This is a genomic window from Pantoea sp. ICBG 828, assembly GCF_002928355.1.
GTDB classification, from domain to species: Bacteria; Pseudomonadota; Gammaproteobacteria; order Enterobacterales; family Enterobacteriaceae; genus Pantoea; species Pantoea dispersa.
On the sequence record NZ_POWN01000002.1, the window covers coordinates 445,236 to 470,438 of the forward strand.

At 60.2% G+C, this 25,203-nt stretch carries 23 protein-coding genes and 1 pseudogene; 9 read left to right on the forward strand and 15 right to left on the reverse strand.

The window, feature by feature from the left end:
* Positions 1 to 3 precede the first annotated feature (3 nt).
* Entirely contained in the window at positions 4 to 1,113 is a 1,110-nt protein-coding gene (locus tag C1Y43_RS06455; RefSeq protein ID WP_104187520.1) for a lactonase family protein, read from the reverse strand.
* Between the two features lie 373 nt (positions 1,114 to 1,486).
* Here C1Y43_RS06455 and C1Y43_RS06460 point away from each other — a divergent pair, with 373 nt between their 5' ends.
* Positions 1,487 to 2,125: a LysE family translocator gene (locus tag C1Y43_RS06460; protein ID WP_104187522.1), complete on the forward strand. Its 639-nt coding sequence runs from the start codon at positions 1,487 to 1,489 to the stop codon at positions 2,123 to 2,125.
* 113 nt (positions 2,126 to 2,238) lie between these two features.
* Here the strand turns inward: C1Y43_RS06460 and C1Y43_RS06465 are convergent, their stop codons facing one another.
* The 4 genes from C1Y43_RS06465 to C1Y43_RS06480 form a co-directional block, all read right to left on the reverse strand.
* Positions 2,239 to 3,039 carry an inositol monophosphatase gene (locus C1Y43_RS06465; RefSeq protein WP_021508951.1) on the reverse strand — a complete coding sequence of 267 codons (801 nt, stop codon included), beginning with the start codon at positions 3,037 to 3,039 and terminating at the stop codon, positions 2,239 to 2,241.
* Positions 3,040 to 3,053: 14 nt separating this feature from the next.
* The gene (locus C1Y43_RS06470) at positions 3,054 to 4,115 is read right to left on the reverse strand and encodes an ABC transporter ATP-binding protein (protein WP_104187524.1); all 1,062 of its coding nucleotides are present in this window, start codon (positions 4,113 to 4,115) and stop codon (positions 3,054 to 3,056) included.
* Complete coding sequence (locus C1Y43_RS06475) at positions 4,112 to 6,334, reverse strand: iron ABC transporter permease (RefSeq protein WP_104187526.1); 2,223 nt, start codon at positions 6,332 to 6,334, stop codon at positions 4,112 to 4,114. The genes C1Y43_RS06470 and C1Y43_RS06475 overlap by 4 nt, the downstream gene beginning before the upstream one ends.
* Positions 6,335 to 6,423: 89 nt before the next feature.
* Positions 6,424 to 7,452, reverse strand: a complete 1,029-nt coding sequence (locus C1Y43_RS06480; RefSeq protein WP_058759035.1) for an ABC transporter substrate-binding protein — start codon at positions 7,450 to 7,452, stop codon at positions 6,424 to 6,426.
* Positions 7,453 to 7,668: 216 nt separating this feature from the next.
* On the opposite strand from C1Y43_RS06480, the gene C1Y43_RS06485 reads away from it, so the two are divergent.
* Positions 7,669 to 8,703 carry a LacI family DNA-binding transcriptional regulator gene (locus tag C1Y43_RS06485; protein ID WP_104187527.1) on the forward strand — a complete coding sequence of 345 codons (1,035 nt, stop codon included), beginning with the start codon at positions 7,669 to 7,671 and terminating at the stop codon, positions 8,701 to 8,703.
* A 1-nt stretch (position 8,704) separates the two neighbouring features.
* Here the strand turns inward: C1Y43_RS06485 and C1Y43_RS06490 are convergent, their stop codons facing one another.
* A complete protein-coding gene (locus C1Y43_RS06490) occupies positions 8,705 to 9,607 on the reverse strand; it encodes a LysR family transcriptional regulator (RefSeq protein ID WP_104187529.1) in 903 nt (300 codons plus the stop codon).
* Positions 9,608 to 9,738: 131 nt separating this feature from the next.
* Here C1Y43_RS06490 and C1Y43_RS06495 point away from each other — a divergent pair, with 131 nt between their 5' ends.
* Positions 9,739 to 10,431, forward strand: coding sequence for an SDR family NAD(P)-dependent oxidoreductase (locus tag C1Y43_RS06495; protein ID WP_058759032.1), 693 nt, complete (start codon positions 9,739 to 9,741; stop codon positions 10,429 to 10,431).
* Between the two features lie 5 nt (positions 10,432 to 10,436).
* Here C1Y43_RS06495 and C1Y43_RS06500 read toward each other — a convergent pair whose 3' ends face one another.
* The gene (locus tag C1Y43_RS06500; RefSeq protein ID WP_104187531.1) at positions 10,437 to 11,366 is read right to left on the reverse strand and encodes a LysR family transcriptional regulator; all 930 of its coding nucleotides are present in this window, start codon (positions 11,364 to 11,366) and stop codon (positions 10,437 to 10,439) included.
* 79 nt (positions 11,367 to 11,445) lie between these two features.
* Between C1Y43_RS06500 and C1Y43_RS06505 the strand changes: the two genes are divergently transcribed.
* Complete coding sequence (locus tag C1Y43_RS06505) at positions 11,446 to 12,267, forward strand: MBL fold metallo-hydrolase (RefSeq protein WP_104187533.1); 822 nt, start codon at positions 11,446 to 11,448, stop codon at positions 12,265 to 12,267.
* 3 nt (positions 12,268 to 12,270) lie between these two features.
* Positions 12,271 to 13,632: an amidase gene (locus tag C1Y43_RS06510; protein ID WP_104187535.1), complete on the forward strand. Its 1,362-nt coding sequence runs from the start codon at positions 12,271 to 12,273 to the stop codon at positions 13,630 to 13,632.
* Here the strand turns inward: C1Y43_RS06510 and C1Y43_RS06515 are convergent.
* The 4 genes from C1Y43_RS06515 to C1Y43_RS06530 all read right to left on the reverse strand — a co-directional run bounded on the left by C1Y43_RS06515 (position 13,607) and on the right by C1Y43_RS06530 (position 17,222).
* A complete protein-coding gene (locus C1Y43_RS06515; protein ID WP_058770312.1) occupies positions 13,607 to 14,014 on the reverse strand; it encodes a DUF2000 family protein in 408 nt (135 codons plus the stop codon). The genes C1Y43_RS06510 and C1Y43_RS06515 overlap by 26 nt on opposite strands.
* Before the next feature lie 35 nt (positions 14,015 to 14,049).
* Positions 14,050 to 14,907 (reverse strand): AraC family transcriptional regulator, encoded by an 858-nt coding sequence (locus C1Y43_RS06520; RefSeq protein WP_104187537.1) that lies wholly within the window; start codon positions 14,905 to 14,907, stop codon positions 14,050 to 14,052.
* A 27-nt stretch (positions 14,908 to 14,934) separates the two neighbouring features.
* On the reverse strand, positions 14,935 to 16,230 hold the full coding sequence (locus C1Y43_RS06525) for an SLC13 family permease (RefSeq protein ID WP_104187539.1): 1,296 nt from the start codon (positions 16,228 to 16,230) through the stop codon (positions 14,935 to 14,937).
* 92 nt (positions 16,231 to 16,322) lie between these two features.
* Positions 16,323 to 17,222, reverse strand: a complete 900-nt coding sequence (locus C1Y43_RS06530) for a LysR substrate-binding domain-containing protein (RefSeq protein WP_088517382.1) — start codon at positions 17,220 to 17,222, stop codon at positions 16,323 to 16,325.
* Positions 17,223 to 17,319: 97 nt separating this feature from the next.
* Between C1Y43_RS06530 and C1Y43_RS06535 the strand changes: the two genes are divergently transcribed.
* Positions 17,320 to 18,090: a 2OG-Fe(II) oxygenase gene (locus tag C1Y43_RS06535; protein WP_104187540.1), complete on the forward strand. Its 771-nt coding sequence runs from the start codon at positions 17,320 to 17,322 to the stop codon at positions 18,088 to 18,090.
* Here C1Y43_RS06535 and C1Y43_RS06540 read toward each other — a convergent pair.
* Both C1Y43_RS06540 and C1Y43_RS06545 read right to left on the reverse strand, forming a co-directional pair.
* Positions 18,075 to 19,156, reverse strand: a pseudogene (locus tag C1Y43_RS06540) (DUF2817 domain-containing protein). The gene C1Y43_RS06535 and the pseudogene C1Y43_RS06540 overlap by 16 nt on opposite strands.
* A gap of 38 nt (positions 19,157 to 19,194) precedes the next feature.
* On the reverse strand, positions 19,195 to 19,965 hold the full coding sequence (locus C1Y43_RS06545) for an ABC transporter substrate-binding protein (protein WP_104187542.1): 771 nt from the start codon (positions 19,963 to 19,965) through the stop codon (positions 19,195 to 19,197).
* A 267-nt stretch (positions 19,966 to 20,232) separates the two neighbouring features.
* Between C1Y43_RS06545 and C1Y43_RS06550 the strand changes: the two genes are divergently transcribed.
* Both C1Y43_RS06550 and C1Y43_RS06555 read left to right on the forward strand, forming a co-directional pair.
* On the forward strand, positions 20,233 to 20,907 hold the full coding sequence (locus tag C1Y43_RS06550; RefSeq protein WP_104187544.1) for a heavy metal response regulator transcription factor: 675 nt from the start codon (positions 20,233 to 20,235) through the stop codon (positions 20,905 to 20,907).
* Positions 20,904 to 22,283, forward strand: a complete 1,380-nt coding sequence (locus C1Y43_RS06555; RefSeq protein ID WP_104187545.1) for a heavy metal sensor histidine kinase — start codon at positions 20,904 to 20,906, stop codon at positions 22,281 to 22,283. Before C1Y43_RS06550 ends, C1Y43_RS06555 begins: the two co-directional genes overlap by 4 nt.
* 29 nt (positions 22,284 to 22,312) lie before the next feature.
* Here C1Y43_RS06555 and nfsB read toward each other — a convergent pair whose 3' ends face one another.
* Together nfsB and C1Y43_RS06565 are read right to left on the reverse strand one after the other, a co-directional pair.
* Positions 22,313 to 22,966 (reverse strand): oxygen-insensitive NAD(P)H nitroreductase, encoded by a 654-nt coding sequence (gene nfsB / locus C1Y43_RS06560; protein ID WP_058770319.1) that lies wholly within the window; start codon positions 22,964 to 22,966, stop codon positions 22,313 to 22,315.
* Positions 22,967 to 23,070: 104 nt separating this feature from the next.
* Entirely contained in the window at positions 23,071 to 24,072 is a 1,002-nt protein-coding gene (locus C1Y43_RS06565; RefSeq protein WP_104187547.1) for a zinc-binding alcohol dehydrogenase family protein, read from the reverse strand.
* Positions 24,073 to 24,208: 136 nt separating this feature from the next.
* Between C1Y43_RS06565 and C1Y43_RS06570 the strand changes: the two genes are divergently transcribed.
* The gene (locus C1Y43_RS06570; RefSeq protein ID WP_104187548.1) at positions 24,209 to 25,126 is read left to right on the forward strand and encodes a LysR family transcriptional regulator; all 918 of its coding nucleotides are present in this window, start codon (positions 24,209 to 24,211) and stop codon (positions 25,124 to 25,126) included.
* Positions 25,127 to 25,203 lie beyond the last annotated feature (77 nt).

Genomic DNA, 25,203 nt, shown 5'->3' on the forward strand with positions numbered 1-25,203 from the left:
AAGTTAGTTAAAGAATTTGATGTCGGTTGGCGTTGCCAGCTTCGCCGCCACACCGCGCGCGCTCAGCTTGCCGCTGTGCGCATCAAAATCAAACAGCGTAATGGTATTGGTAAACACGTTGGTGACATAGAGGTGTTTACCGCTGTTATCAAACGCCAGCGCGCGCGGCTCAATACCGTCGGCGGCATAGCGCTGTGGATCTGTCAGGCTGCCATCGGCGGCAATCTTAAACACCAGCAGATGATTGTCAGATCCGCGGTTAGCGGCAATCAGGAATTTACCCTGCGGGCTGAGAATGATGCCGCCACCGCTTTTATAGGCGGCGCTGCTGTTTTGCGTATTCAGCGCTACCTGTGCCTGCCGTTCCAGCCGGCCATCAGTGACGCGGAACACCACGATTTCGCCCGCCATTTCAGTAATCACATAAGCGTGTTTACCGTCGGCGGAGAACACCATATGGCGCGGACCCGCACCTGGCGCAAAGCTCACATCACGGCTGGTATCCGCCTGCAGCGGCTCTCGCCGATCCGCGTGGTAGCGATAGGCATGCAGTTTGTCGTCACCGAGATCGGCCGCATACAGATAGCGGCCATCATGGGTAAAGGTAGTGGAGTGCGCATGGCCGCCATCCTGCCGATCTTTTACCACGCCGCTGCCCTCGCTGAACGCGAAATGCTGCACCTGTTCGCCCAGCTTGCCGTCCGACGCAATCGGGAACACCGTTACCCCTGCTCCGCCTTTCGCCACCGAATAGTTGGCGACAAACAGGAATTTGCCGTCCGGGCTGAGAGTGGCGTGCGTTGGCTGCTCGCCGTGGCTGTCGACCTGATTCAGCACCCGCACTGCGCCCTGTTTATCGATAGCCAGCGCGGTAACGGCACCGGCATTTTCCTCATTGGTGGTATAAGCAAACCGCCCGTCGCGTGATTTAACGATCCACGACGGGCTTTTCATCCTGATCACCTCCAGCGGCTTGAGCGTCCCGTCGCTGTTGACCTGCATGCGATACAAACCTTCACTGGGTCGATCCGGCTTTTGTACCGCAGGGGCATCCGGAATACTGGTCCAGGTGCCGACTAATGCTGTTTGATGATGTTCCGTGTTCTGCGCCATAGCACTCCCCGCCAGCGTCAATAGAGCCAGTGATATTGCCACGGTTAAGTTTGTTGCTAAACCGCCAGTTGCCGGTTTTGGGTATCCACTCATTGTCTTTCCACCATAATCGGAATTTTCACGGGCCTGCGCCCAAACCAGGTTGATTTTTTTGTATTGAAACGGACGTTGTTAACGTCTCGTTAACGACTATAGTGGCATTCCCTGCCCGCAAAGCTGCGCAGGCCGATCGGCTTCACAAATCGGTTTATTTAATTGTGCCTTTGCTAATGGGTCATAGCGTTTGGTTATGGCTGGCAGGAAGCAGTGTAAAAAGCCCCGGCACGCATGCTTTAATCTTTCCTTTACCGAACTCAGGGATGGTCACGACGTTATGCTGCCGTTTTCTAATGGTTTTTTATTGAGTTTATCGCTGTGTCTGGATATCGGACTCGCCAACATCGCCATGCTGACGCTGGCGATGCAGCGCGGTTATCTGCACGGTTTCTGGCTGGGCATGGGCACCTGTGTGGGCGATTTAATTTACGCCTTGCTGGCGATGGCTGGCATGGCGGTGATACTGCAGTTTACGCCGGTGCGCTGGTTGCTATGGATTGGCGGCGGCATCTTGCTGCTGTGGTTTGCCGCTAAAATGCTTTACGCCGCGCTGGCCAAAAAAATCGACATCCCCGCAGCTGAAACCCAGCCTTATCGTTCACTGCTGCGCGAATTTCGGCGCGGCATCGTGCTGGCGATGTCGTCACCGACGGCGATTCTGTGGTTCGCCAGCGTGGGCGGCGTGCTGATAGCTCGCATCGGCCACAGTGATGCCGGTGCAACTTCGTGGTTTCTTAGCGGTTTTTTCCTCGCCGGGGTGGTGTGGACCTGTGTGATCTGCCTGATCGGCAGCATGGGCGGAAAGCTGCTGGGCGAGCGCCTGCTGAAGTATTCGTATCTCGCCTCAGCGCTGATTTTCTGTTATTTCGCGGTGTATGTGATTTGGTCGGGATACCGCGAGTTCGTGGCGGTTTAAGTCACCACGGAATCGTTAAAAATCACTGATTATCCCGTTACGACAGCGCAAGCGTAGTAAGGTCGCCATGGATGGCGACCCGGAAAACGCCGCGCGGCCGTGAAATGCACCACTTAAACGCCGGCAATCCGCCTCAGCTCTGCCTGCGCACCCGGCGCCACCGCCAGCACCTGCGCGCCTTTTAACAGCCGATCGCCCTCGGTGTTAAACGGGTGATACCAGCCGCCGGCCTCTTTCACCAGACAGTAACCGGCCAGGCAATCCCACGCGTGCATGTAGGGTTCGAAATAGCCCACCACGCGTCCGGCTGCCACCCACGCCAGCATCAGCGCACCAGATCCGATACGGATAAAGTTGCCACCCGCTGCCAGCAGTGACGCCAGCAGGCGGCCCACCTCTTCCGGGCTGACATAGCTATTAGCGCCAAAGCCGGTAACGTGATTTTGCAGCGTACGTGACGGATCCACCTGTAAACGGCGGCCATTCAGCGTTGCGCCCTGGCCGAGCGCGGCGACGTAGCACTCCTGATAAGTCGGCGCAAAGATCACGCCAATCACCGGTACGCCGTCATGCAGCACCGCAACGGAAACACACCAGTTTGGCATACCGTTGAGGAACGGGCTGGTGCCGTCAATCGGATCGACCACCCAGGTGTAGCCTGACGTGCCCGGCTGCAGGCCGTACTCCTCGCCAAGAAAACCGTCGTCCGGGAAGCTGGCGCGAATCTGCTGGTCGATCATCTGTTCCACCTCGCGGTCAGCGCGTGATACCACATCCTGCAGGTCGTGCTTGGTTTCGACCACCAGCGTGTCACGCTGATTGAAGTAGGCCAGCGCCTTCTCCCCGCCCGCCCGCGCGACGCGTTCGGCCAGCAGCAGACGCGATTGCAGCGCGTCATTTTTCGTATCACTCATGCGTTATCCTTAAATTAACCGGCAATCAGGGCCAGACCCTGAGGTTTAAAATCAATCGCCACCCGGGCGTCCAGCGGCAGCTGCTGCTCCATCTGCGCATCGACGATGAACAGCGAGCCCAGTTCCGTGTTGACCTCGTATTCGATGTGATCGCCCAGCCAGGTGGCGTGCGTCACCTCACCGCGCAGTGCGCCTTCAGCACCGCTGTGCAGGGTAATGAACTGCGGTCTGACCGACAGCTGCGCGGAGCCGGTCGCGACGCCGTTACCGCGCACGCGATAGCGCTGCCTGCCGAGTCGCACCAGCGCTTCGCTGCCTTCTACCTGTTCGACTTCGCACGGCAGAATATTGGCTTCGCCCATAAAGTCAGCGATGAACACCGAATTGGGCGCGTGATACAAGCTTTCCGGCGCACCCTGCTGAGCAATATCGCCCTCTTTCATGACAATAATTTTATCCGACACCGCCAGCGCCTCTTCCTGGTCGTGCGTGACATACACCGCCGTGAAGCCCAGCCGCTGCTGCAAATCACGAATATCCGTGCGCACCCGGCGGCGCAGGCGCTCGTCGAGATTGGAGAGCGGCTCATCCAGCAGCAGTACCTGCGGCTCCAGCACCAGCGCGCGCGCCACCGCAATGCGCTGCTGCTGCCCGCCGGAAAGTTCGGACGGCAGCCGCTGCCCCTGACTCTCCAGCCCGACCAGTTTCAGCCCTTCGCGCGCACGATCCTGCGCTTCCTTTTTGCTCATGCCGGACGATTGCAGGCCGTACATGATGTTGTCGAGCGCACTCATATGCGGAAACAGCGCGTAGGATTGAAACACCATCGCCACGTCGCGCTCGTTGGCTGGCAGATGCGTTACGTCTTTGCCACCAATTAAAATGCGCCCCGAAGTCGGATGCTCCAGGCCGGCCAGCAGGCGCAGCGTGGTGGTTTTGCCGCAGCCGGAAGGCCCCAGTAGCGTCACCAGCGTACCCGGCTCCACCGTCAGCGATAAATCCGGCAGCGCGGTAAAACCGGCAAAGCGTTTTTCAACGTGTTCAAACACCACGGAACCAGCAGTAATCGCGGTCATACGGCACTCTCCTGAGTTAACGAAGGGGAAGCAGGTGGCGCGGCGACGTCCACCGGGCGCGCCACGCGGCGCAGGCGACGTTCGCCCACCAGCCACTGGAACACGCCAATGATCAGCAGCATCACCACAATCAGTACTGTCGAATAAGCAATGGCGACGCCGTATTCGCCATTCTCTACCAGCCCGACGATGTAGGACGTCGCCATGTTGTACTGGGCGCTGACAAGGAAGATCACCGCGCTGATCGAGGTAATGGCGCGGACAAAGGCATACACCAGCGCCGCGCTGATCGCCGGTTTCAGCAGTGGCAGCACCACTTTGCGCAGCGTGCGGAAACTGCTGGCACCCAGCGTCAGTGACGCTTCATCAAGGCTTTTATCCAGCTGGCTCATCGCCGCGATACCGCCGCGCACGCCGACTGGCATATTGCGGAACACAAAGCAGGCAATCAGGATCATTGCGGTGCCGGTAATCTCCAGCGGCGGCAGGTTATAGGCCATCACATAACTGACGCCGATCACCGTGCCGGGAATGGCAAAGCTCAGCATCAGCAGGAACTCAAACGTCTGACGACCGGCAAATTTCTGCCGCACGATGAGCCAGGCGGTCAGCAGGCCCACCACGGCGGTGAGCGGTGCGGCAATCAGGGCTATTTCCAGCGTGGTCCAGAACGAGTTCCACGCCACGCCGCTCCACAGCAGATGACCGTCACTGACGCTGACGCGGAAAGCGCGTACGTAGTGTTCGATGGTCAGCGCATCGTTCAGGCCCCACGACTGCACAAAGCCGCCGACCACAATCATGCCGTAGATCAGCAGGGTAAACAGCCCCCACGGAATCACCATGCCGTATACGCCGTAGCGCAGCAGACGCGGCAGCTGACCATGTTTGCCGCCGTCGCCCTTGCCGGTCACCGTGGCGAAGTTTTTGCCACCCAGCCACAGCCGCTGCAGCACAAAGGCGGCCAGCGTGAAGCACAGCAAAATCATCGCCAGCACCGCGGCGCGACTCGGATCGTTTTGCGCGCCTACCACCGAGAAGAAAATTTCGGTAGAAAGCACGCCGTGACTGCCGCCCAGCACCATCGGATTACCAAAATCGGCCATGCTTTCGATGAAGCTGATCAAAAAGGCATTGGCCAGACCCGGCGCCATCAGCGGCAGCGAAACGCGGCTGAAGGTGCGCCAGCGGTTAGCGCGCAGCGTTTGCGACGCCTCTTCCAGCGACGGACTGACACCTTCCACCACGCCAATCAGCACCAGAAAGGCAATCGGCGTGAACGACAGCACCTGGGCAATCCAGATACCGGTCAGGCCATACAGCCAGCGGCCGGGCTCAATGCCAAACAGCGCCGCCAGATGCTCCGTCACCACGCCCGAGCGACCGAACAGCAAAATCAGCGCCAGACCAATCACGAACGGTGGCGTGATGATTGGCAGAATGGTCAGCATACGCAGCGCTTTTTTGCAGGGCAGCGGCGTGCGCGTTGCCGCCAGGGCAAAGGCCAGACCCAGCAGCGTCGAACCGCTGGCAGTCATCAGCGCCAGCCACAGCGTGCGCCAGGCGGTGCCGCAGGTGCCGCCTTTCAGACAGGCAAGGCTCCAGATTGACGGATCCTGCAGATTGCTGATCAAACCGTCCGGTTTGAAACTGCCGTCAACGTCCTGCACCGACACCACAAACATGCTGAGCACCGGATAGAGTACGAAGATGCTGACCAGCGCAGTCAGCAGCACCAGCGACGCCACCACAAAGGCATCGCCTTTCAGCACGCCGCGTTCGGCCAGCGCAAACGAGAACAGCAGCAAAAACACGGTCAGCAGCAGAAGCGCGCCAGCGCCCATCGCTGGCTGTCCCTGCGGCAGCGCGCCGAAGCGATTTTCCAGCCACAGCCAGCTCCAGCCGCTGTAGCCAATCGCGTGCCCTTCCACAATCAGGAAGATCACGCCCAGCGCGCTGAACAGCAGCAGCAACCGGCTGCGCGCGCTGCCGGGCAATAAGGCGCAGGCGGCGCACAGCGCCAGCAGCGCCACGGCGAGCACCAGCCATGGATGGCTGCCGATCTGCCACAGCGCCGGCGCGCTGGCTTCATCACGCCACAGGTTAAGCAGCCAGCCGCTATCGAAAAAGCCTGCTTCCAGGCTGTACCACGGCAGCAGCAACAGCGCGACGGCGCCCAGCAGCAGCGCGCCCGTCAGACGGCGATTATTTGCGTTCATGTGTTACCTCAATGCGGGATCATCGCGCCATCCTTAGCGCTGTCGGAACCGGCAAGCCGCCGCCAGCGGCAGCGTCCGGCGATGCGGCATTACTGCGCGCTGGCGCCGATCTCTTTATCCCAGCGGCTCAGCAGCGCTTTACGTTTGGCGGAATCGCCGTAGGTTTTGAAGTCATAATCGATCAGTTTGATGTTCTCGAAGCGCGGCGCGTATTCGGAGATCTCTGCACTGCGGTTTGACGGCAGCTGGAAGGATTTGGCCTCTTTCATGTGCGACTGCGCTTCGGCGCTAAGCGCCCAGTCGTACCACACTTTGGCATTGGCCAGATTGCGTGCCCCTTTGACGATCGACATTGAGCCAATCTCGTAGCCAGTGCCTTCACAGGGCGCGACGGTTTTGATCGGGAAGCCGTCGACTTCCATCGCCACCGCGTCGTGCATAAACACGATGCCAACGGTGGTTTCGCCGCGCGCCGCTGCTTTCACCGGTGCCGAGCCGGATTTGGTGTACTGGGAAATATTGGCGTTGAGCTTTTTCAGGTAATCGAACGCTTTGTCCTCGCCCATGATCTGCACCAGCGTCGCCAGGGTGTTATAGGCGGTGCCGGACGAGTTCGGATTGGCAATCTGAATTTCGCCTTTGAAGGCCGGATCGAGCAAATCAGCCCAGCAGGCCGGCGCTTTGAGCTTTTTATCCGCCAGCAATTTGGTGTTGTAGCCCCAGCCGAGCGCACCGGCATAAATTCCCACCGTACGGTAACCTGAGTTTTCCGCCTGCTTCTGCGCCCAGTCCTGCTGCTGGTCGAGCAGCGGCGATTTATACGGCTGCGTCAGCCCCTCTTCCGCCGCCTGCATATGCGGATCGCCGGTGCCGGCCCACCAGATGTCGGTGCGCGGGTTACGCGCTTCGCTGCGCAGGCGGGCATAGGCTTCACCCGCTGACAGGCGCACCATGCTGACTTTAATATCCGGATGTGCCTGGCTGAAAATGCGCGTCATATGTTCGCACACCACCACGTCCGCCGAGCAGACCATATTGAGATTGCCAGCGGCCGTCGCAGCAAACGGCAGCGCGGTGCAACTGAGGGACAGCGCGATGGCCAGTGAGGTGTAGCGCATGATGTTCTCCTTGGTTGGCAGGGTTCCGTGCTTAACAGAGGTTTTATTTGCACGTGTGTGCAAATTAGTAATGAACAGAAAATAGCCTGTCAAATAGCGCAATCTGCAATTGACAGGCTGTGTCACAAAAATGCAACAAATGTGATCGCAGACAAATTGCACAGCTTTGCAATTTACGGCAGACTGCTTTTCAGCCGTAATTGTGAGGAGTTGAAGATGCAGAATGACAAAGCCGGGGTGAGCGCACAGGATGTGGCCGATCTCGCAGGCGTGTCGCGATCGGCGGTGTCGCGCGCCTTTACGCCCGGTGCCAGCGTTTCTGCAGCCACGCGTGCCCGGGTGATGAAAGCGGCGCAGGAGCTGGGCTATCACGTTAACCACCTGGCGCGCGGGCTGGTGCGCAACCGCAGCGGCATCGTCTGCCTGATCGTCTCTGAAATCGCCACGCCTTACCGCGCCACGCTGGTGCGCTGGCTGACCCAGTTTTTACAGGAAGCGGGCAAAGTGGCGATGCTGATTAATACCGATCGTTCCGACAACAGCGTCTCCGCCGCGCTGCTGCAGGCGATCAATTTTCGCGCCGATGCCTCCATCATCCTCTCCGGCATGCCGGATCGCACCATCACCCGCCAGTGCTATCAGCACGGTCAGCGCATCATCCTGATCAACCGCGACGAAGCGCTGCCGGGCTCGCTCAGTATCAACCTCGACGCGCAGGCGGCGGCCGAAACGGCGGTGATGGCGTTTCAGCGCGCCGGCTGTCGTCAGCTGGCGTTCGCCAATTCGCTGGCCGGTACGCCGAGCCTGATCAAACGCGAAGCGGCGTTTATCGCTGTGGCGGAGCGCGCCGGACTGACGGTCAGCGTGGAGCGGTTCGGCACCACCTCGTATGAGAGCGGTCAGATTCTGGCGCATCGCCTGCTGACGCGTCATCAGCGCCCGGACGCGGTGTTCTGTGTCACCGATCTGATGGCCTGCGGTTTCATGGATGAAGCGCGCCACCGTTTCCAGCTGCGCGTGCCGGAGGATTTGTGCCTGATCGGCTACGACAACATCGCGCAGGCTGGCTGGTCCTCTTACAATCTCACTACCTTCGCCCAGCCGGTGGAGCGCTTTGCCCGCGACGCCATCGCGTGGCTGACGCAGACAGAACAGGCAGAGAGTGGTTTTACGCCGCAGAGTGAGCAGCAGCACGACACCCTACTGTATCAGGCTGATGTGATATGGCGCGGATCGGTGCGCGGCGGCTGATCTAAGCGCGGCATACCTGCCGCACCGTGTCACGCAACCAGCGGTGTGCGGCATCCTGCTCCAGCCGCGGATGCCATAGCTGTGACACCGTCACCTCTGGTGTGGCAAACGGTAATTCAAACATCGCAAACGCCGGATTATCTTTGATTAGCGGATGGTGCAGGCACAGCGTATGCGGCACCAGCGCCAGCCAGTCGCTGTGCAGCGTGAGCGCGACGGCAGTGGAAAAAGCGGGTACCACGGCGGCCACCTGGCGGGTAAAACCGGCGGCGAGCAGCGCCTCATGCACCGGTCCGCCCAGCTCACCGCGCCTTGACGCTACGATGTGACCATATGCGGCCAGCTGCGGCAACGTTACGTCGGCGAGTAACGGATGCCCGGCGCGCACCACGCCGACGAAGCGATCGCGAAACAGCGCCTGCAGCCGAATCTCCGGTCCCATATTGCCCAGAACACCAATCTCCAGATCGACGTCGCCGCTGCGCAGCGGTCGATCATTTTTCTCTGCTTTCGGCATGAAGCGCAGCTGCACGCCGGGCGCCTGTGCGCGGACTGCGGCGATCAGCGCGCTGCCAAACGCTTCGACAAAACCTTCGTTGGTACGCAGCGTGAAGTGGCGCTGCAGCTCAGCGGAGGCAAAGCGTTGTGCGGGTGGACTCAGCAGCGCCTGCGTGTCCTGCAAAGTGGCATGCACCTGGCTGCGCAGCGCTTCGGCGTGTGGCGTCAGCACCATCACGCGCCCGGCGCGCACCAGTAGCGCATCGCCGGTGGCAGCACGCAGTCGCCCCAGCGTGCGGCTCATCGCTGACTCGCTCAGCCCAAGGCGACGCGCAGCACCCACTACGCTGCCTTCACTGAGCAGCGCGTCCAGCGCAGGAAGTAAATTCAAATCGACGGTATTCATCGCATCATCCTTATCGATTGAGCGCCATCTGGCAAGGCGTTTGCTGCAGGTTATCTATGCAGATGCTGCGCGTTCCGCCTGTTGTCATGCAAGGGTAGACTTTTCACTCACCCCAAACCCAGGAGAGGGTCATGAACAAGGCTTCCCGTGCTTTATTGATTGGTGCTTCACGCGGCATCGGCTTCGCGCTGGCGGAGAATATGCTGCAGCGTGGCTATCAGGTGGTGGCGACCGGCCGCCAGCACTCCCTTCACGCGCTGCAACAGCTGGCGCAGCGCTACCCGCAGCAGCTGACGGTGGAGAGCGTGGACATCACCGTGCCAGCAGAGGTCAACGCCCTGCATTTGCGGCTAAGCGGCCAGCAGTTCGATCTGCTGCTGGTCAACGCGGGCGTGAAAAATGACGACCGCGAAACCCTTGCCGATGTGTCGACGGAAGAGTTTATTCGCGTAATGGTAACCAACGCGCTGAGCCCGCTGCGCGTGCTGGAAACCTTCAGAAACAACGTCAGCGCGCATGGCACGCTGGCGGTGATGTCCTCCGGCCAGGGCAGTCTCACCAACAACACCCATGGCAACTACGAGGTGTATCGCGGCAGTAAAGCGGCGCTGAATATGTTTATGCGCAGCTTTGCCGCGCGTCACGACGATGCGCGCACGCTACTGCTGCTGGCCCCAGGCTGGGTGCGCACCGACATGGGCGGCGCCGGGGCGCGACTGAGCATTGAGGAGAGCATCCCGAATCTGCTCAACACGGTGGAAAGCCAGACCGGACGCGGCGGCCTGCACTATCTCGATTACCTCGGCCGCGTAGTGCCGTGGTAAACGTTTCACGCCAGCTTGCGTTCGATCAGCTGACGCAGCGTGGCGCGCAGCCAGCGGTGCGCCGGGTCTTCCGCCCGGGCGTTATGCCACAGCAGCGAAAGCGCATAATCCGGCATGCCGATCGGCACCGCCGCCGTACTCAGCGCATAGCGCTGTTGCCATGCCTGCACCAGTCCCTGCGGAACGGTGGCGAACAGCGGCAGACGCTGCAACATTAGCGGCAACACCGAGAAGTGCGGCGTGACATAACGCACGCGGCGCGTCAGTCCCTCGCGGGCTAACGCAGCGTCCAGCGCACTTTCACTCACGCCGCGATAGGAGACCAGCGCATGCTGATACTGCACGAACTGCGCCAGCGTCAGCGGTGGCGCAAGGTCAATTTGTCCACGATGCCATACCGTGCGGAAGCCGGCGCGCGCAATGTGCTCCCGCGTAAGATCGCGGCTGGTTTCCTCTCCGACGGTCACCACCACGTCAGCCTGCTGCTGCTCCATCAGCGGAATGGCCTGCCACGGATCGGCAGCCACCACCCGGATATCAATATTCGGAGCCGAGTCGGCCAGTTGCAGCAGTAAATTGGGCATCAGCCAGTGCTCGAGCCAGTCGCTCATGCCGAGCGTAAAACTGCGGCTATCGTGCGCGGCATCAAAGCGATCGGCATTGAAAATAACGCGATGGACGCTCTGCAGCAGCGGTGCGATCTGGCGCACCAGCTGCTCTGCGCGCGGCGTGGGCATCATGCCTTGCGAGGAACGCACGAACAGCGCATCGTCAAACATTGCCCGTAATCTTTTTAATGCCGCGCTGACCGCCGGCTGCCCCAGATAAAGCCGGCTTGCCGCCTGAGTTACGCTACGCACGTCATACATGACCAGCAGCACAATCAATAAGTTAAGGTCGATTTTGCTGAAATCATTTTCATTGATGCTTTTCATGATTTTAATCGATTTAAATAATGAAACAGCCCTCAGTATAGTGACCTGTAATAACAGGCACCACGCTTAAGGAGGCAATATGACCCTGCACATAGGTGAATGCAGCATTGATAAAGTGATCGAGCAGACCAGCTCACTCCCCTTCGCTGCGCTGTTTCCGGCACACCGCGAGACGATGGGCGACACGCTGGCACAGCAGCCGGCAGAGCTATCCATCCATAGCTGGGTGGTGCGCACCGCTCGCGACACCATCGTGATTGATACCGCAACGGGCAATGGCCGTAACCGCGATAACAAGCCGCTGTTTCACCAGCTGCAAACCGCGTGGCCGCAACGTCTGGCCGAAGCGGGCGTCGACCCTGATGAAGTGACGCTGGTGCTGATGACGCATATCCACACCGATCACGTCGGCTGGAATACCTGCTGGCGCGCTGGCCGCTGGCAGCCGATGTTTCGTCATGCGCGTTACATCTGTTCAGCGCGTGAACTGGCACAGTGCCGTAGCACGCCGTCGATGCAGGCGCTGTATCACGACAGCCTTGCGCCGCTGCTGGCGAGCGGCCAGCTGGAAACCATTGATGTGCAGCACTCCCCGCTGTTTGCCGGTGTGCTGCGCTATATGCCGACGCCGGGCCACAGCGTCGATCACGCTTCAATTGTGCTGCAAAGCGCCGGTGCCCATGCGGTATTTAGCGGTGATGTGATGCATCATCCAGTTCAGTTTGCACATCCGCAATGGAACTCAGTTTTTTGTGAGGATTTACCGCGCGCCGTAACGTCACGTCAGTTACTGATAGACTGGTGCATCCGCCATCAGGCACTCTGGTGCAGCTCACATTTTGCCGGCAGTTCGTGCGGCCGGGTTTCGCCAGAGCGGCAATGGATTCCTGTGGAGGCCTGAACCATGCAATACGCTGATTACCTCACCGCGTCGCTGGGGGATATGCAACAGGCGCTGGCCCAGCGCCGGGTGAGCGCACGCCAGCTCACCATGTTTGCGCTGCAGCGCATTGCTGACGTGGATCAGCCGCGCTACAACGCCATCAGCTGGCTGTTTGCCGATGACGCGCTGGCTGCGGCCGCTGCCAGCGATGCCGCACGGCAGCAGAATGCGCCAGTTGGCCCACTGGCCGGTATTCCGCTGCTGATTAAAGACAACATTGAAGTCAAAGGCTGGCCGACCAGTGCCGGTTCGGCGCTGCTGCGCGATGTGATTGCCAGCGAGGATGCACCGCTGGTTACGGCTCTGCGTCAGGCTGGCGCAATCCTCATCGGCAAAACCACCATGCATGAACTGGCAGCAGGCATCACCGGCGCGTCGTCGCTGAGTGGCTTCACCCATAATGCCTGGCAGCAAGGCCGTTCTCCGGGAGGTTCAAGCAGCGGTTCAGCCGTGGCGGTGGCCGCAGGCTTCGTGCCGCTGGCGATAGGCAGTGATACCGCCGGTTCGGTGCGCATTCCGGCCGCGTTTAATGGCCTGTTCGGCTTACGTATGACGCGCGGTGCACTGAGCAGCGCTGGCATCGTGCCGCTGTCGCCTACCCAGGATATCCCCGGACCGCTGGTGCGCTACGCGGCTGATTTGCGGCTGATCAGTGAAATACTCACGGGCCAGCGTTTTTCCCGTCCCGACCGGCCGTTGCGCATCGGCATCTGGCAGGAAGGATTTGCCGCAGAGGAAACGGAGATTAACCAGGCGGTGCAGGATGCTGTGGCACCGTTTCAGCCGCGCATGCTGAGCTGGCCGCAGCTGGAGACGCTGGCGACGGAAGCCAATATTATTGCCTATGAATTTGCCGACGCGCTGGCCGCCTGGCTGGCGGATAAACCGCAGGCACCGCTGCGCACGCTGGCGGCGATTGCCGCTTCAGGACGCTATCATCCCCAGCTGGAGGCCACCTTCAAAACCCGCGCGCAGCATCCCGGCATGCAGAGTGACGGCTATCGCGAGGTGCAGCTGCGCCAGCAGAGGCTGTATCAGCAGCTGGCGCAGTTTTTTCAGCAGCAGCAGATCGACCTGCTCGCTTATCCGGTAGTCCGCCATCCGCCAGTGAAGCATGGCGAGTTACAGCCTGGCAGCAACGCGCTGATCTCAGCCGTCACCGGCGCACCGGCAATCAGCATTCCGGTCGGCCTGAGTACGGAAGGGTTACCCATCGGCCTGGAGCTTCTGGCGCTGCGCGAGCGGGAAGATGTGCTGTTAATGGCGGCAGAACAGATTGAACAGGCGCACCCGCCGTTCAACCGTGCAGCGCCAGCCCTTTGATGGCTTTATCCACCGCCTTTTTCGGGCCGCGCAGCGCGATGCCCACCAGGTTGAGATTATCGGCGTCTTCGGCCAGAAACACCGCGCGGTTGGCGGCATCGTGGCCGGTGGAAAACATCGCTTCGACGTAGGGAATCAGCGTTAACTCGCGCTCTACGCCCTGGCGATGCGCCCGTTGCAGGCCGGCTAAATCGGCGGCAAACACCAGCATCGGCTGGCCGGCCATGTTGCCGTACTGACGACCGAGCGCGTCGACGTAGGGTTCACCCATCATCTCCGGCGCGGCCGCCGCAATGCCGGTCGCCAGAAAAGCCACCACATTCAGGCGCTGCCAGGTGGCTAAATCATCACGTACGATTAGGGCAATTTTGGTATCAAACATCTGTCAGAACTCTCCGGTGAGGATTAAAAATCCCATCATCGGATAGCCGGCATAGAGCGGTATAGAACGTTTGTGCACTGGCGCTGATAGGCGGCGGGCGTGAGACGATAAGCGCGCTGGAACCAGCGGCCAAGATGGCTTTGGTCGGCAAAGCCCACCTGCGCTGCGACCTGCACTGGCTCAACGCCCTGTGCCAGCAGCGCACGCGCGCTACGCAGCCGCAGCCGCACCAGATAGGCGTGCGGCGACTGGCCAAACGCCTGCTTAAACTGGCGCGTCAGGCGGAAACGATCGATGCCGGACAAGCGCGACAGATCGTCCAGCCCGATATCCTGCGCCATAAAATCGTGCAGATAGTCACGCAGCAGATGCATCTGCCGCTGAGCGTCACTCAGTTGCATGCCTGGTTTATTTTCCAGATGCCGGGACAGCAGCGTGAGCAGATGATCCAGGCTCTGATCGCGCGCCAGCCGCCCTTCCCGCTGATGCACCGCAAACCATGCCTGCTGAATCGCACTGGCCAGCTGCGCATCATCGGTGAGCGTGGAGCGAAATGCCCCCTGAATATTCGCCACATCGCCCAGCCCGCGGCGCTGCATCATCTCCGCCACCCAGGGTTGCGGCAGATAAAGCATCACATAGGTAAAACCGGCGGCATCGGGCGCGTGACCATCGTGTACCGCGCCCGGCTCAATCAGAATAGCGCGGCCCGGCGTGCTGGTGTGTAGCGCGCGGTGACAGTTAAAGCGCTGCAGCCCCTGCTGCGTCACACCGACCAGCAATTCGTCGTGGTCATGCGGATCGTAAGCGTGGCCGCAGAAGTGCGCGTTAACACTTTCGATGCCCGTCTCCTCATCGCGACGGAAATCAACCCAATCGTTAGTAGCTGACATAGCGAATTCGTGACCTCTGACGGCGTATCAGGCATAGCCTAGCAGCCGGAACCACAGATAATCCAGCGGTAACAGCAGCAGCGCGCTCAGCACAAACACCAGCAGGCACAGCTGCAAACCGGCTCTGGCAGGCACATTCCCCAGCCCCATTGCCACCACGATGGGCGACGCCTGATATGGCAGCAGCGGGGTGGCGTAGGCAAAAACCTGCAACATCACCACGCTCAGTAGCGGAAAGCCCGAAGCGGCAGCCAGCTCCTGCGCCATCGGCGTAACCATCGCCGGCACGCCGTTGGCGGTGAGCACAAAATTCAGCAGCGTCACCAGCGCATTGAGCACGGCAAAATTACTGAATGACGGCGAATCATGCAGCGGCAGCAGGTGAAGCAGTGCATTGGCGATGAGCCGCCCCAGGCCAGAGTCCACCACCACCGTGGCGACGCCGAGAATGCCGGCGATATAGATGCAGGTGCGGAAATTGACGCCGCTGGCAAAATCGTCGCCCGAAAGAAAGCCCACGCGCGGTAACAAACACAGACACGCCGCGGCCAGCCCGACCCACGCAGCAGATAAGCCGTGCAGGCTGTCGGTCATCCACAACAGTAACGTGACGGCAAGTAGGCCAATCAGCCGCCATTCGCGCCCGCTTAGCGCCGGCAATGCTTCCCGCGTTGCCACCGGCTGCGGCTGAGCGCGGAACAGCAGCGTAATGCAGGCAACCAGCAGAATACCTTTGCCCAGCCCCACCACCGGCATGTGCAGCAGCCACCACGGCAGCCATTGCAAATGCAGCTGATACGCGCTTTCCGCCGCGCCGCTCAGCACCAGGTTTGGTACGTTGGCGGGCAGAATACTGGCAGAGAGTTGAAAGGTGCCGAAGCCCACCGCCAGCGCCAGCCCAATGCTGCCGCGACTGCCCGGCCGGATACCGGCCCGCTCGCCCAGCGCCAGTACCACCGGCATCAGCAGCGCGATGCGTCCCATGTTCGACGGCATCACCAGCGCCAGCAGATAACTCAGCAGCACCGTGCCCGCCACCATCCGCGGCCAGCTCTGGCTGAACGGCACCACCAGCCAGTTGGCCCAGCGTTGGGCAAGGCCCACTTTGCGGATCGCCGCGCCCAGCACAAAACCGCTCAGCACCAGCCAGAACGCTGAGGAGGCAAAACCGCTGAACACGCTACTGGCTGGCGCTATCGACAGCAGCATCGCCGCCGCAAAAAACAGCAGCGCGGTAAGGTATTCCGGCAACCGCGCCAGCGCCCACAGCAAAATTGTGATGCTGACCACCAGCGTGGTCAGCCAGAATGCGGTATCAATCATCGTGCCTGAACTCCCTTTCTTAGCAACTGCGCACAAAGCGCATCAGCATAGGGCAATCCCTGTCGCAGAACGCTGCGGCAGTTAACAGTTTGTTAACTCGCCAGCTGCGTTAGCCACTGAATCAGCGCCTCGCTGCCGGGTTGACTGCGGGAACGCTGTGGCCAGGCGAGGAAATAGGGTTTGCTCAGCGGCAGGCTGAGCGGATCCACCACCTGTAGCGCGCCGCGCGTCAGTTCGCCGGCAATCAGGCGACGCTGCCCCAGCAGCACACCAGCCCCGGCTACCGCCGCGTCGATCGCAAGTGAAGTGAGATTAAAACTGAATGCTGGCTGGGCCGCCGGCTCCATACTGCCTTTGGCCTGAAACCAGCTGCGCCAGTCGGGCAGAAAGCGTCCCTCATTGCCCCAGTCCAGATGGATCAACGGCGCCTGGCTGAGCAACGACTCGCCCGGGTAACGCTGTATCAGCGCCGGACTGGCGACCGGCAGCACCTCGTCACAGAACAGCCGTTGTTTGTCAAGTTGCGGGTAGCGATCCTCACCAAAGCAGATGACAAAATCTGCCGGTGTGGCGCTGAAATCCACCGGCGCATGAGTGCCGTGCAGGCTGAGATCGCAGTCCGGGCAGTGAGCCCGCCAGGCGGTAATATTCGGCAGCAGCCATTTCGACGCCAGCGCCGGCAGTGAATAGAGCGTCAGCTTTGGCATGCTGGCCGCATGGCGCAAATTTTGCTGCCCCAGATGCAGAATGTCGAACGCTTCACTGACGTAGCGCAGATACTCTTTGCCGGTTTCCGTCAGCATCACGCCGCTCTGGGTACGCACAAACAGTGCGCTGCCCAGCTGCGCTTCCAGCTGACGAATTTGCTGGCTGACGGCAGCCGGCGTCAGCGCCAGCTGCGCGGCGGCTTTCGCCAGGCTACCAAGTTCCGCTGCCACTTTAAACGACTGAATCACGCTGATTTTCGGCAAACGCGACGCGGGTGCAGGCATTAAGGTTTCCTTAGCAAGGCGTTAAATATTTATCGTTAGGCATCAACATATCAGGCCGTTAAAGTCTCTACACCTGCCAACTCAGAGAACCACCGCGATGTCTGCTTTGATTCGATTTGATTTGCACCCCCTGGCCGATGCCGACTGGCGTCGGCACTGTCGCCAGCAGCTGGAGCAACACGGCGCGCTGGTGCTGCGTCAGTTTTTGCAACCGGCTGCGCTGCAGGCGATCGTGGCTGACGGGCTGGCCCAGCGCCATCTGGCTTACCACACCGTCAGCAAGCACAACGTCTATCTGCTGAAGCCGGACGATACGTACCGTGCCGATCATCCGCGCAATCGTGACGTGATCAGCACCAAAGGCTGCATTACCGACGATGTAATTGCAGCGGAATCGCCGCTGCGTCAGCTGTACAATGACGAACTGTTTAAACGCTTTCTGTGTGATGTGCTGGACGAAGACGCACTGTATCCGTATGCCGACCCGCTGTCGTCCATCAATCTGCATTACGCACCTGACGGCCAGGAACTCGGCTGGCATTTTGACAACTCCTCTTTCGCCATCACGCTGCTGGTGCAAAAACCGCGCGGCGGCGGTGTATTCGAGTATGTGAAAGATTTGCGCGATGCGGATGCCGGCGAGATGAACTACGACGGCGTCGCCGCCGTGCTCGATCAGCACCAGCCGGTCGAGGCGCTGGAGATTGATGCCGGTGACCTGGTGCTGTTTCGCGGGCGCAATTCGCTGCACCGCGTGACGCCCACCGAAGGCGATGTCACGCGTATGCTGGCGGTGCTGGCCTACAACACCCAGCCCGGTATCGCGCTGTCCGAAACCGCGCGCATGACCTTTTACGGCCGGTTGTAAGCCACCAGAGCGCGCCAGCCGCGCAGGAAAATCTGCCGGGTACGAAACGCAGTTAAGGCGCGCCAGTCTTCATCGGCGGGCCAGAACCCCTCCACCAGCTGCTGCTTCAGCGCGCGTCCGGCGTGGCTTGCCGGATCGCCCTGCAGATGCAGCCAGTGATCGTCGCGCACCCGGCGATGCATCTCTTCGCCCGGATAAGTGCCGCACTCCACCACCAATGGCAGCAGCTGCGTGTCAGGCAGCGACGTCAGCAGAAACTGCGAGACATAGCCTGTGGCCGTGGCGGTCACGCCGGTGTCGCTGTCGCGCCCGGCGCCGGTAAACAGCAGCGTCAGCCACTCATCGTATAACGTTTTGCCCCAGTCATGCGCCGGATAGCGCTGTTCAGCAATCGCCAGCAGCATCGGATGGCCCCACGCGCCGGCACCGGTGTGCAGGTCGAAACTCAGGACGACCTGCGCCTGACGCAGATGCTGTTCGACGATGGCGTGCAGCGTGCGGTGCGACCAGGCCGGCTGCTGCCCGCCATAAAACAGGCCGTCTGCTGCCTGATATTGGCCCGCTTCCACCACCCGTTTTAGCGCCGGCCAGCCTGACTGCTGCAGCGTCTCCGCCAGCAGCCGATCGGCATGTGCGCGGTCGCCGTGGTACAGATCGTGCCATAGCGCATAGTGCGGATTAGCGGGCGCTGGCTGGCTGAAATCGATGAAATTCCGGTTGAGATCGATATTGTCTTCATTGACGCGCCGCAGATGCGCAGCGCCCCACGGATTTAGCAGATGGACCAGCACAAGGGCGCAGTCGGGCGGTAACGCGGCGACATCAAGGCTATCAAGCCAGGCGATCTGGCTGTCTAACCGTAATAGCCCTCCACACCGTGTGTGCCGGAGAGAATCAGCATGCGTTTGGGAGCTGCCGGATCGCCGATCACCGCGACGTCGGTGTACAGCGCGGCCCCGTCGGGCGCGGTCAGCGGATGGCGATAGGCAGTCAGCGCGCCGTGCTGGCGCGTGACGGCGGCCAGGAATCGCGCCCGCTGCTGGGTATAATCAGGGAGTAAAGACATGATTTTCCTGTGCGTGATGAAGGCAAATCGCCCTGCGATTAGGGATAAACCTTAACCTTAAAGTACTTCTGCGCCAGCCGGTCATAGGTGCCGTTGCTGTGCAGCGCAGCCAGCGCATTGTTGATTAAAGTAAGATTGGCCGTATCGCCTTTACGCAGCCCGATACCCACGCCGTTCCCCAATAAGGCTTTATCCACCAGCATGGCTTTATTGACATAGCCCTTGCCTTCCGGCGTGTTGAGAAAGCCCTGCTCGGCTGAAACCGCATTCGCCAGGCTGGCATCGAGTCGACCCGCTACCAGATCCGGATAGATCTCCATCTGATTCGGATACGAGACCACGTTGACGCCCTGCGGAGCCCATTTCGTTTTGGCGTAGGTTTCCTGAATGGTGCCCTGCGCGACGCCGATATTCTTCCCGCGCAGCGTGCTGATATCCGCCGTCAGCGTGCTGTTGGCAGGCGTCAGCAGCGCGCTGGGCGTGATATACAGCATATCGCTGAACGCCACCTGCTCGCGGCGCTTCTCCGTCATCGACATTGCCGACAGAATGGCGTCAAATTTCTTCGCCTGCAGCGCCGGAATGCTGCCGTCAAAGCCAATCTGTACCCACTGACATTTCACTTTGGCCTGCGCACAGATGGCATTGCCCAGATCAATATCAAAACCCTGCAGCGAGCCATCGCTGGCTTTGGATTCGAACGGTGGAAAAGTGGGATCGACGCCAAAACGCAGCGTCTGCTGCGCCGCAGCCAGTTGGCTGAGGGCGCTGAGTGACAACAGTAAGGCATAAGACCAACGCTTTTTCATGATGCTCTCCGGCAGGCTATCTCACAGGTTTTAACCTTGTAATAACACGATGCCGCTGACACCACCATCAAAAGCGCGCAATAATGCAGAGCAAATTCTTATATATGTTAATGAGTTAGCGAAATTTGTCGCGCCATTAAGTTTTACTTAACGCTCTGTAATGATTTTGTCATCAGGGGCTCATGCCGCTGTCAGCCTCGGTTTTCTATGCTAACCCGCGTTATACTGCCCGCCATCAGCAAGCGGCCGCCACTGCCGGGAGATCGCATGAAAATATTGGTGATAGAAGATGAAGCCGGGGCGCGTGATTACATGCGCAAAGGATTGACCGAGGCCGGTTTTATCGTCGACGTGGCGGAAAACGGTCAGGATGGCCTGTTTTATGCGCAGGAGCACCATTACGATCTGATTCTGCTGGATGTGATGATGCCCGGCATCACTGGCTGGGAGGTGATGGCGCAGCTGGATAAGCAATTGCAAACGCCGGTGATTTTCCTCACCGCCAAAGGCACGGTGGAAGATCGCATCAAAGGGCTGGAACTGGGTGCCGATGACTATCTGGTCAAGCCCTTCTCCTTCGCTGAACTGCTGGCGCGCGTGCGCACCCAATTGCGGCGCGGTAGCCAGCAGAAGCTGCCCGACATCCTGACGCTGGCCGATCTGCAGCTGGATATTGCCCGTCGCCGGGTCGAGCGCGCCGGACAGCGCATCGACCTGACCAACAAAGAGTTCAATCTTCTGCATCTGTTTCTGCTGCATCCCGGCGAGGTACTGACACGCACGGTGATTGCGTCGCGCGTCTGGGATATGAATTTTGACAGCGACACCAACGTAGTGGATGTGGCGGTAAAACGGCTGCGGCAGAAAATTGACGGCCCTTTTACCCGACCATTAATTCATACCGTGCACGGTGTCGGTTATCGCTGCGAAGCTGAAACATGAAACCCCGCTCGCTCGCCGTCCGCCTTTCGCTACTGCTCAGTGCTACGGTGGTGGTCATTTTTACACTCAGCGGCATGGCGCTGTATCACGCACTGGCGAAGCAGATCGGCGTGCGCGATGACGCAGCCCTGCTGACGCGCATCGATCAAATGCGCACGCTGCTGCGCGATGAAGATGCGCTGACGCTGATTCAGCAGAAGCCGCGGCTGTTCGCCAACATGCTGGGCAATACCGAATCGTTGCTGGTGCTGCGCTTTCCCGGCCAGCCGCCGCTGATCGTGATCAATCCCGGCGAGCGTCCGGTGCCAGCCATTACGCCGGTCGCCGCCGATCAGCCGTTAACCCTGCAATCGGTCCACCATCAGCAGGCGGCGGACGGCACGCCGTTTATTGCCGCCGCCGCGTTAACGCCAACGCGCGATGGCAGTGGCCAGATCGAAATCATCACCGGTCGCCTGATGAGCGACCGCACGCAAACCCTCACCGGCTATCGCCACCAGATTATCCTGTGCACCGCGCTGGCGGCGTTGCTGGTCGCCGCGATCAGTGTGCTGCTGGTGCGCCGCGGCCTGACGCCGCTGCGCCGGCTGGCAGCGGAAGCCGGGGTGATCGACGTGCGGCGGCTGTCGCATCGCATTGAACTGACCAGCGCGCCAGGCGAGCTGCAACCGCTGCTGGCGGCGCTCAACCAGATGCTGAGCCGGCTGGAGCAGGGTTATCAGCAACTTAGCCAGGTCTCAGCGGACATGGCACATGATCTGCGCACGCCGATTGGCACGCTGCTTGGTCAGACGGAAGTGGCACTGAACCAGCCGCGCAGCGTCAGCGAGTATCAAACGCTGCTGGGTTCCAATTATGCGGAGCTGGAGCGGCTGGCGAAGATGATTGATAACATGCTGTTTCTCGCCAAAGCCGCAGACGCCAGCCAGGCGCTGGACAGGCAACGCATCGATCTGACACCGCTGGGTGAGCGGTTGAGTGACTATTTTGAGGGTATGGCAGAAGAGCATGGCATGCAGCTTGTCATCTCGCTTCACGGCGAGTTGCACGCCGATCCACAGTTGTTACAGCGCGCGCTGGCGAATCTGATCGCTAACGCGCTGCATTACGGCACGCGCGACGGCACCATTCACGTCTCCAGCATTCCGCAGCCAGACGCCGTGCTTTTGGTGGTGGAGAATCAGGGACCGACGCTAAGTCAGGCGCAGCAGGCACGCCTGTTTGACCGCTTCTGGCGCGCCGATGCATCACGCCAGCAGGGCGGCAGCGGACTGGGTCTGTCGATCGTGCGCGGGATCATGCAACTGCATCAGGGCAGTTGCACGGTGAGCAGCGAACACGGCATCACCCGTTTCTGCCTGCGGTTCCCACGTTAAGCGCGCAGGTGCGCACCTGGTTAAGTCCCTTAGATAAATGTGAAAATTTCGTCCTGCGGCAGTCGCGATTTCGGCAGCGTGGCGTTGAAATCTTCCTCACTGCGATAGCCAAGCGAAACCAGCACCACGCTGGTAAAGCCCTGTTCACGCAGGCCCAGCGCCTGGTCAAGTGCGCGCGCATCAAAGCCTTCCATCGGGGTGGCATCAATGCCGAGCATCGCGGCCCCCAGTAACAGTCCGCCCAGCGCCAGATAGACCTGTTTCTCCATCCACTGCGGCACGTCGCGCAGCTCATAACGGTGCATATCCACGTAGCTGCGGCGGCTCTTATCCTGCCCGGCTTTGGCTTCGGGTTTGGCAAAACGCCCGTCTTTTTCTTCCTGCGCCAGCACGTTTTGCAGGTGCGCTTCATCCAGATCGGTGCGCATGCACAGCGCAATCACGTGTGAGGCGTTCAGCACTTTAGGGTTGTTGTAAATGAACGCGCCGCTGGTGGATTGCGCCATTTTTTCCCGCCCTTCCGCAGTCGACGCGACAACAAAGTGCCACGGCTGCGAGTTAACCGATGACGGGCTGTTGCGCAGCAGGTTAAGCAGCGTGTCGATCTCCTGCTGCGGCAGCGTTTTGCCCGCAGAGAAAGCTTTTACGGTGTGACGGCGGGCAACCGCATCATTAAGGGTCATGAGAGTCTCCTGATTGAAGATTGCGCCAGAGCGCAGATAAATAGCAAAGTCGCTAACATAACCGTCCGGGCTGACGGACGGTTAACCTTACGTGTTTTAATGACTTAAAAGCCGCTGAGGACGATCTTGCCGCGTGCGCGACCGCTTTCAATCAGCGCATGCGCTTTACGCAGGTTGGCCGCGCTGATGCTGCCGTGATGCTCGCCAGCGGTGTTCTGCAGGGTTTGATCGTCAATCAGCTGACTCACCTGCTGCAGAATCTGATGCTGGCGCTGCATATCGGCGGTATGGAACAGCGAGCGGGTAAACATCAGTTCCCAGTGCAGCGAGATGGCTTTGCGCTTCAGCGGCACCGCATCCAGTGTCTCCGGATCGTCAATCAGCGCCAGTTTGCCCTGCGGAGCCAGCACATCGATCAACTGCGGATAGTAGCTGTCGGTATGGGTCAGTGAGGCCACGTAGCGCACCTCTTTATGGCCAATCGCTGCCAGCTGCTCGCCCAGCGGACGCTGGTGATCGATAACATGATGGGCACCCAGCGAGCGCACCCAGTCGGCGGTTTCCGGGCGAGAGGCGGTACCAATGACCGTCAGTCGGGTCAGTTTGCGCGCCAGCTGCGTCAGCATCGAACCCACGCCGCCGCCCGCGCCGATGATCAGCAATGTGCCTTCGTCGGCAGCATCAATTTCCAGGCGATCGAACAGCAGTTCCCACGCGGTAAGTGACGTCAGCGGCAGCGCGGCGGCATCGGCGTCGCTCAGCGTGCGCGGCTTGAGTCCGGCGATGCGTTCATCCACCAGTCCGTACTCGGCATAGCTGCCAGCGCGTGTGATGTCGCCGGCGTAGTAAACTTCATCGCCGGGCTGAAACAGCGTGACATCGCTGCCCACCGCCTCGACCACGCCCACCGCATCCCAGCCGAGAATGCGCGGCGTGTCTGTCGGGGCGCCAGCGCGCACTTTAGTATCAACCGGGTTAACCGCAATCGCACTGATTTTTACCAGCAGATCGCGTGCGCCTGGCTGCGGCTTCGCCACGTCCAGTTCATATAACGCATTTTCATCTGAAATCGGTAAACCGTTTTGGCTATAAACAATCGCTTTCATGCAACAGGCTCCAGGTGAGTGAATATTTTCAGGGTGTTGACAGCAGCATAGCCAGACATCGCACCGGGAAAAATGCCTGTTGCAGGACAACACTTTCACTCGTAGAGTGAAAATCCCGATAATGGCGAGAACGTCGATGATTCGTTTAGAAGATGTCACCCTGTTTGTGCGCTCTGCCGCGCTGGGCAGCTTTTCCCGCGCAGCGCGCGAAGCCAACCTGCTGCCCGGTCAGGTCAGCGCCGCCATTCAGCGGCTGGAGCGCGATCTCGATCGCCGCCTGTTTGCGCGATCGACGCGCAGCCTGCGCTTAACGGCGGAAGGCGAAAAGTATCTGCCGTTCGCGCAGGAGATGCTGGCGCTAATGCACGCCGGTGCGGAAAGCCTGCAAAGCCACGACGATGCCCTGAGCGGCGAGCTGAAAATCGCTCTGCCATCTGACATCGGCCGCCATATTATTCTGCCACTGCTGACAGAATTTTGCCGGGCGCATCCGGCGCTCGGGCTGCGTCTCTCGTTTTCCGATCAGGTGAGTGACGTGTTCCGCGATCCGGTGGATATCGCCATTCGCTACGGTAAGCTGGAGGACAGCAGCTATGTCGCGCTACCGCTGGCGGAAGAGAACCGCCGCGTAATGGTCGCCGCACCCGATTATCTCGATCGACATGGCCGTCCGGAAACACTGGAGGATCTGGCACAGCATCACTGTCTGCCGTTTGTCATGGGCGGCCACGTGTATGATAAATGGACCTTTCCGCAGGAAGGGATGCGGCGACAGATTACGGTGAAAAGCCGGTTGCTGTGCGACGACGCTGAAGTGGCGCGCCGCTGGGCGATTGCCGGAATGGGGATTGCTTATAAATCCTGGCTTGATGTCTGCGACGATATCAGACACGGCCGGCTGGAACGGGTGCTGCCGCATCTGCCTGGCGAAAGCACGCCGCTGCATTTAATCTGCCCGCATCGCAAGCAATTCTCGCCGGCGATTCGCGCTTTACATCAATTACTGCGTGAACATTTACGCACTCTGACGGCGCAAATCTTACCGGCGATTTAATCTCACCGCTGCGCCTCGACGCCATTAGCCATGCAATCCGGGCCAGCCATGAGGCGAATGCCCCTGCGATTTATCTT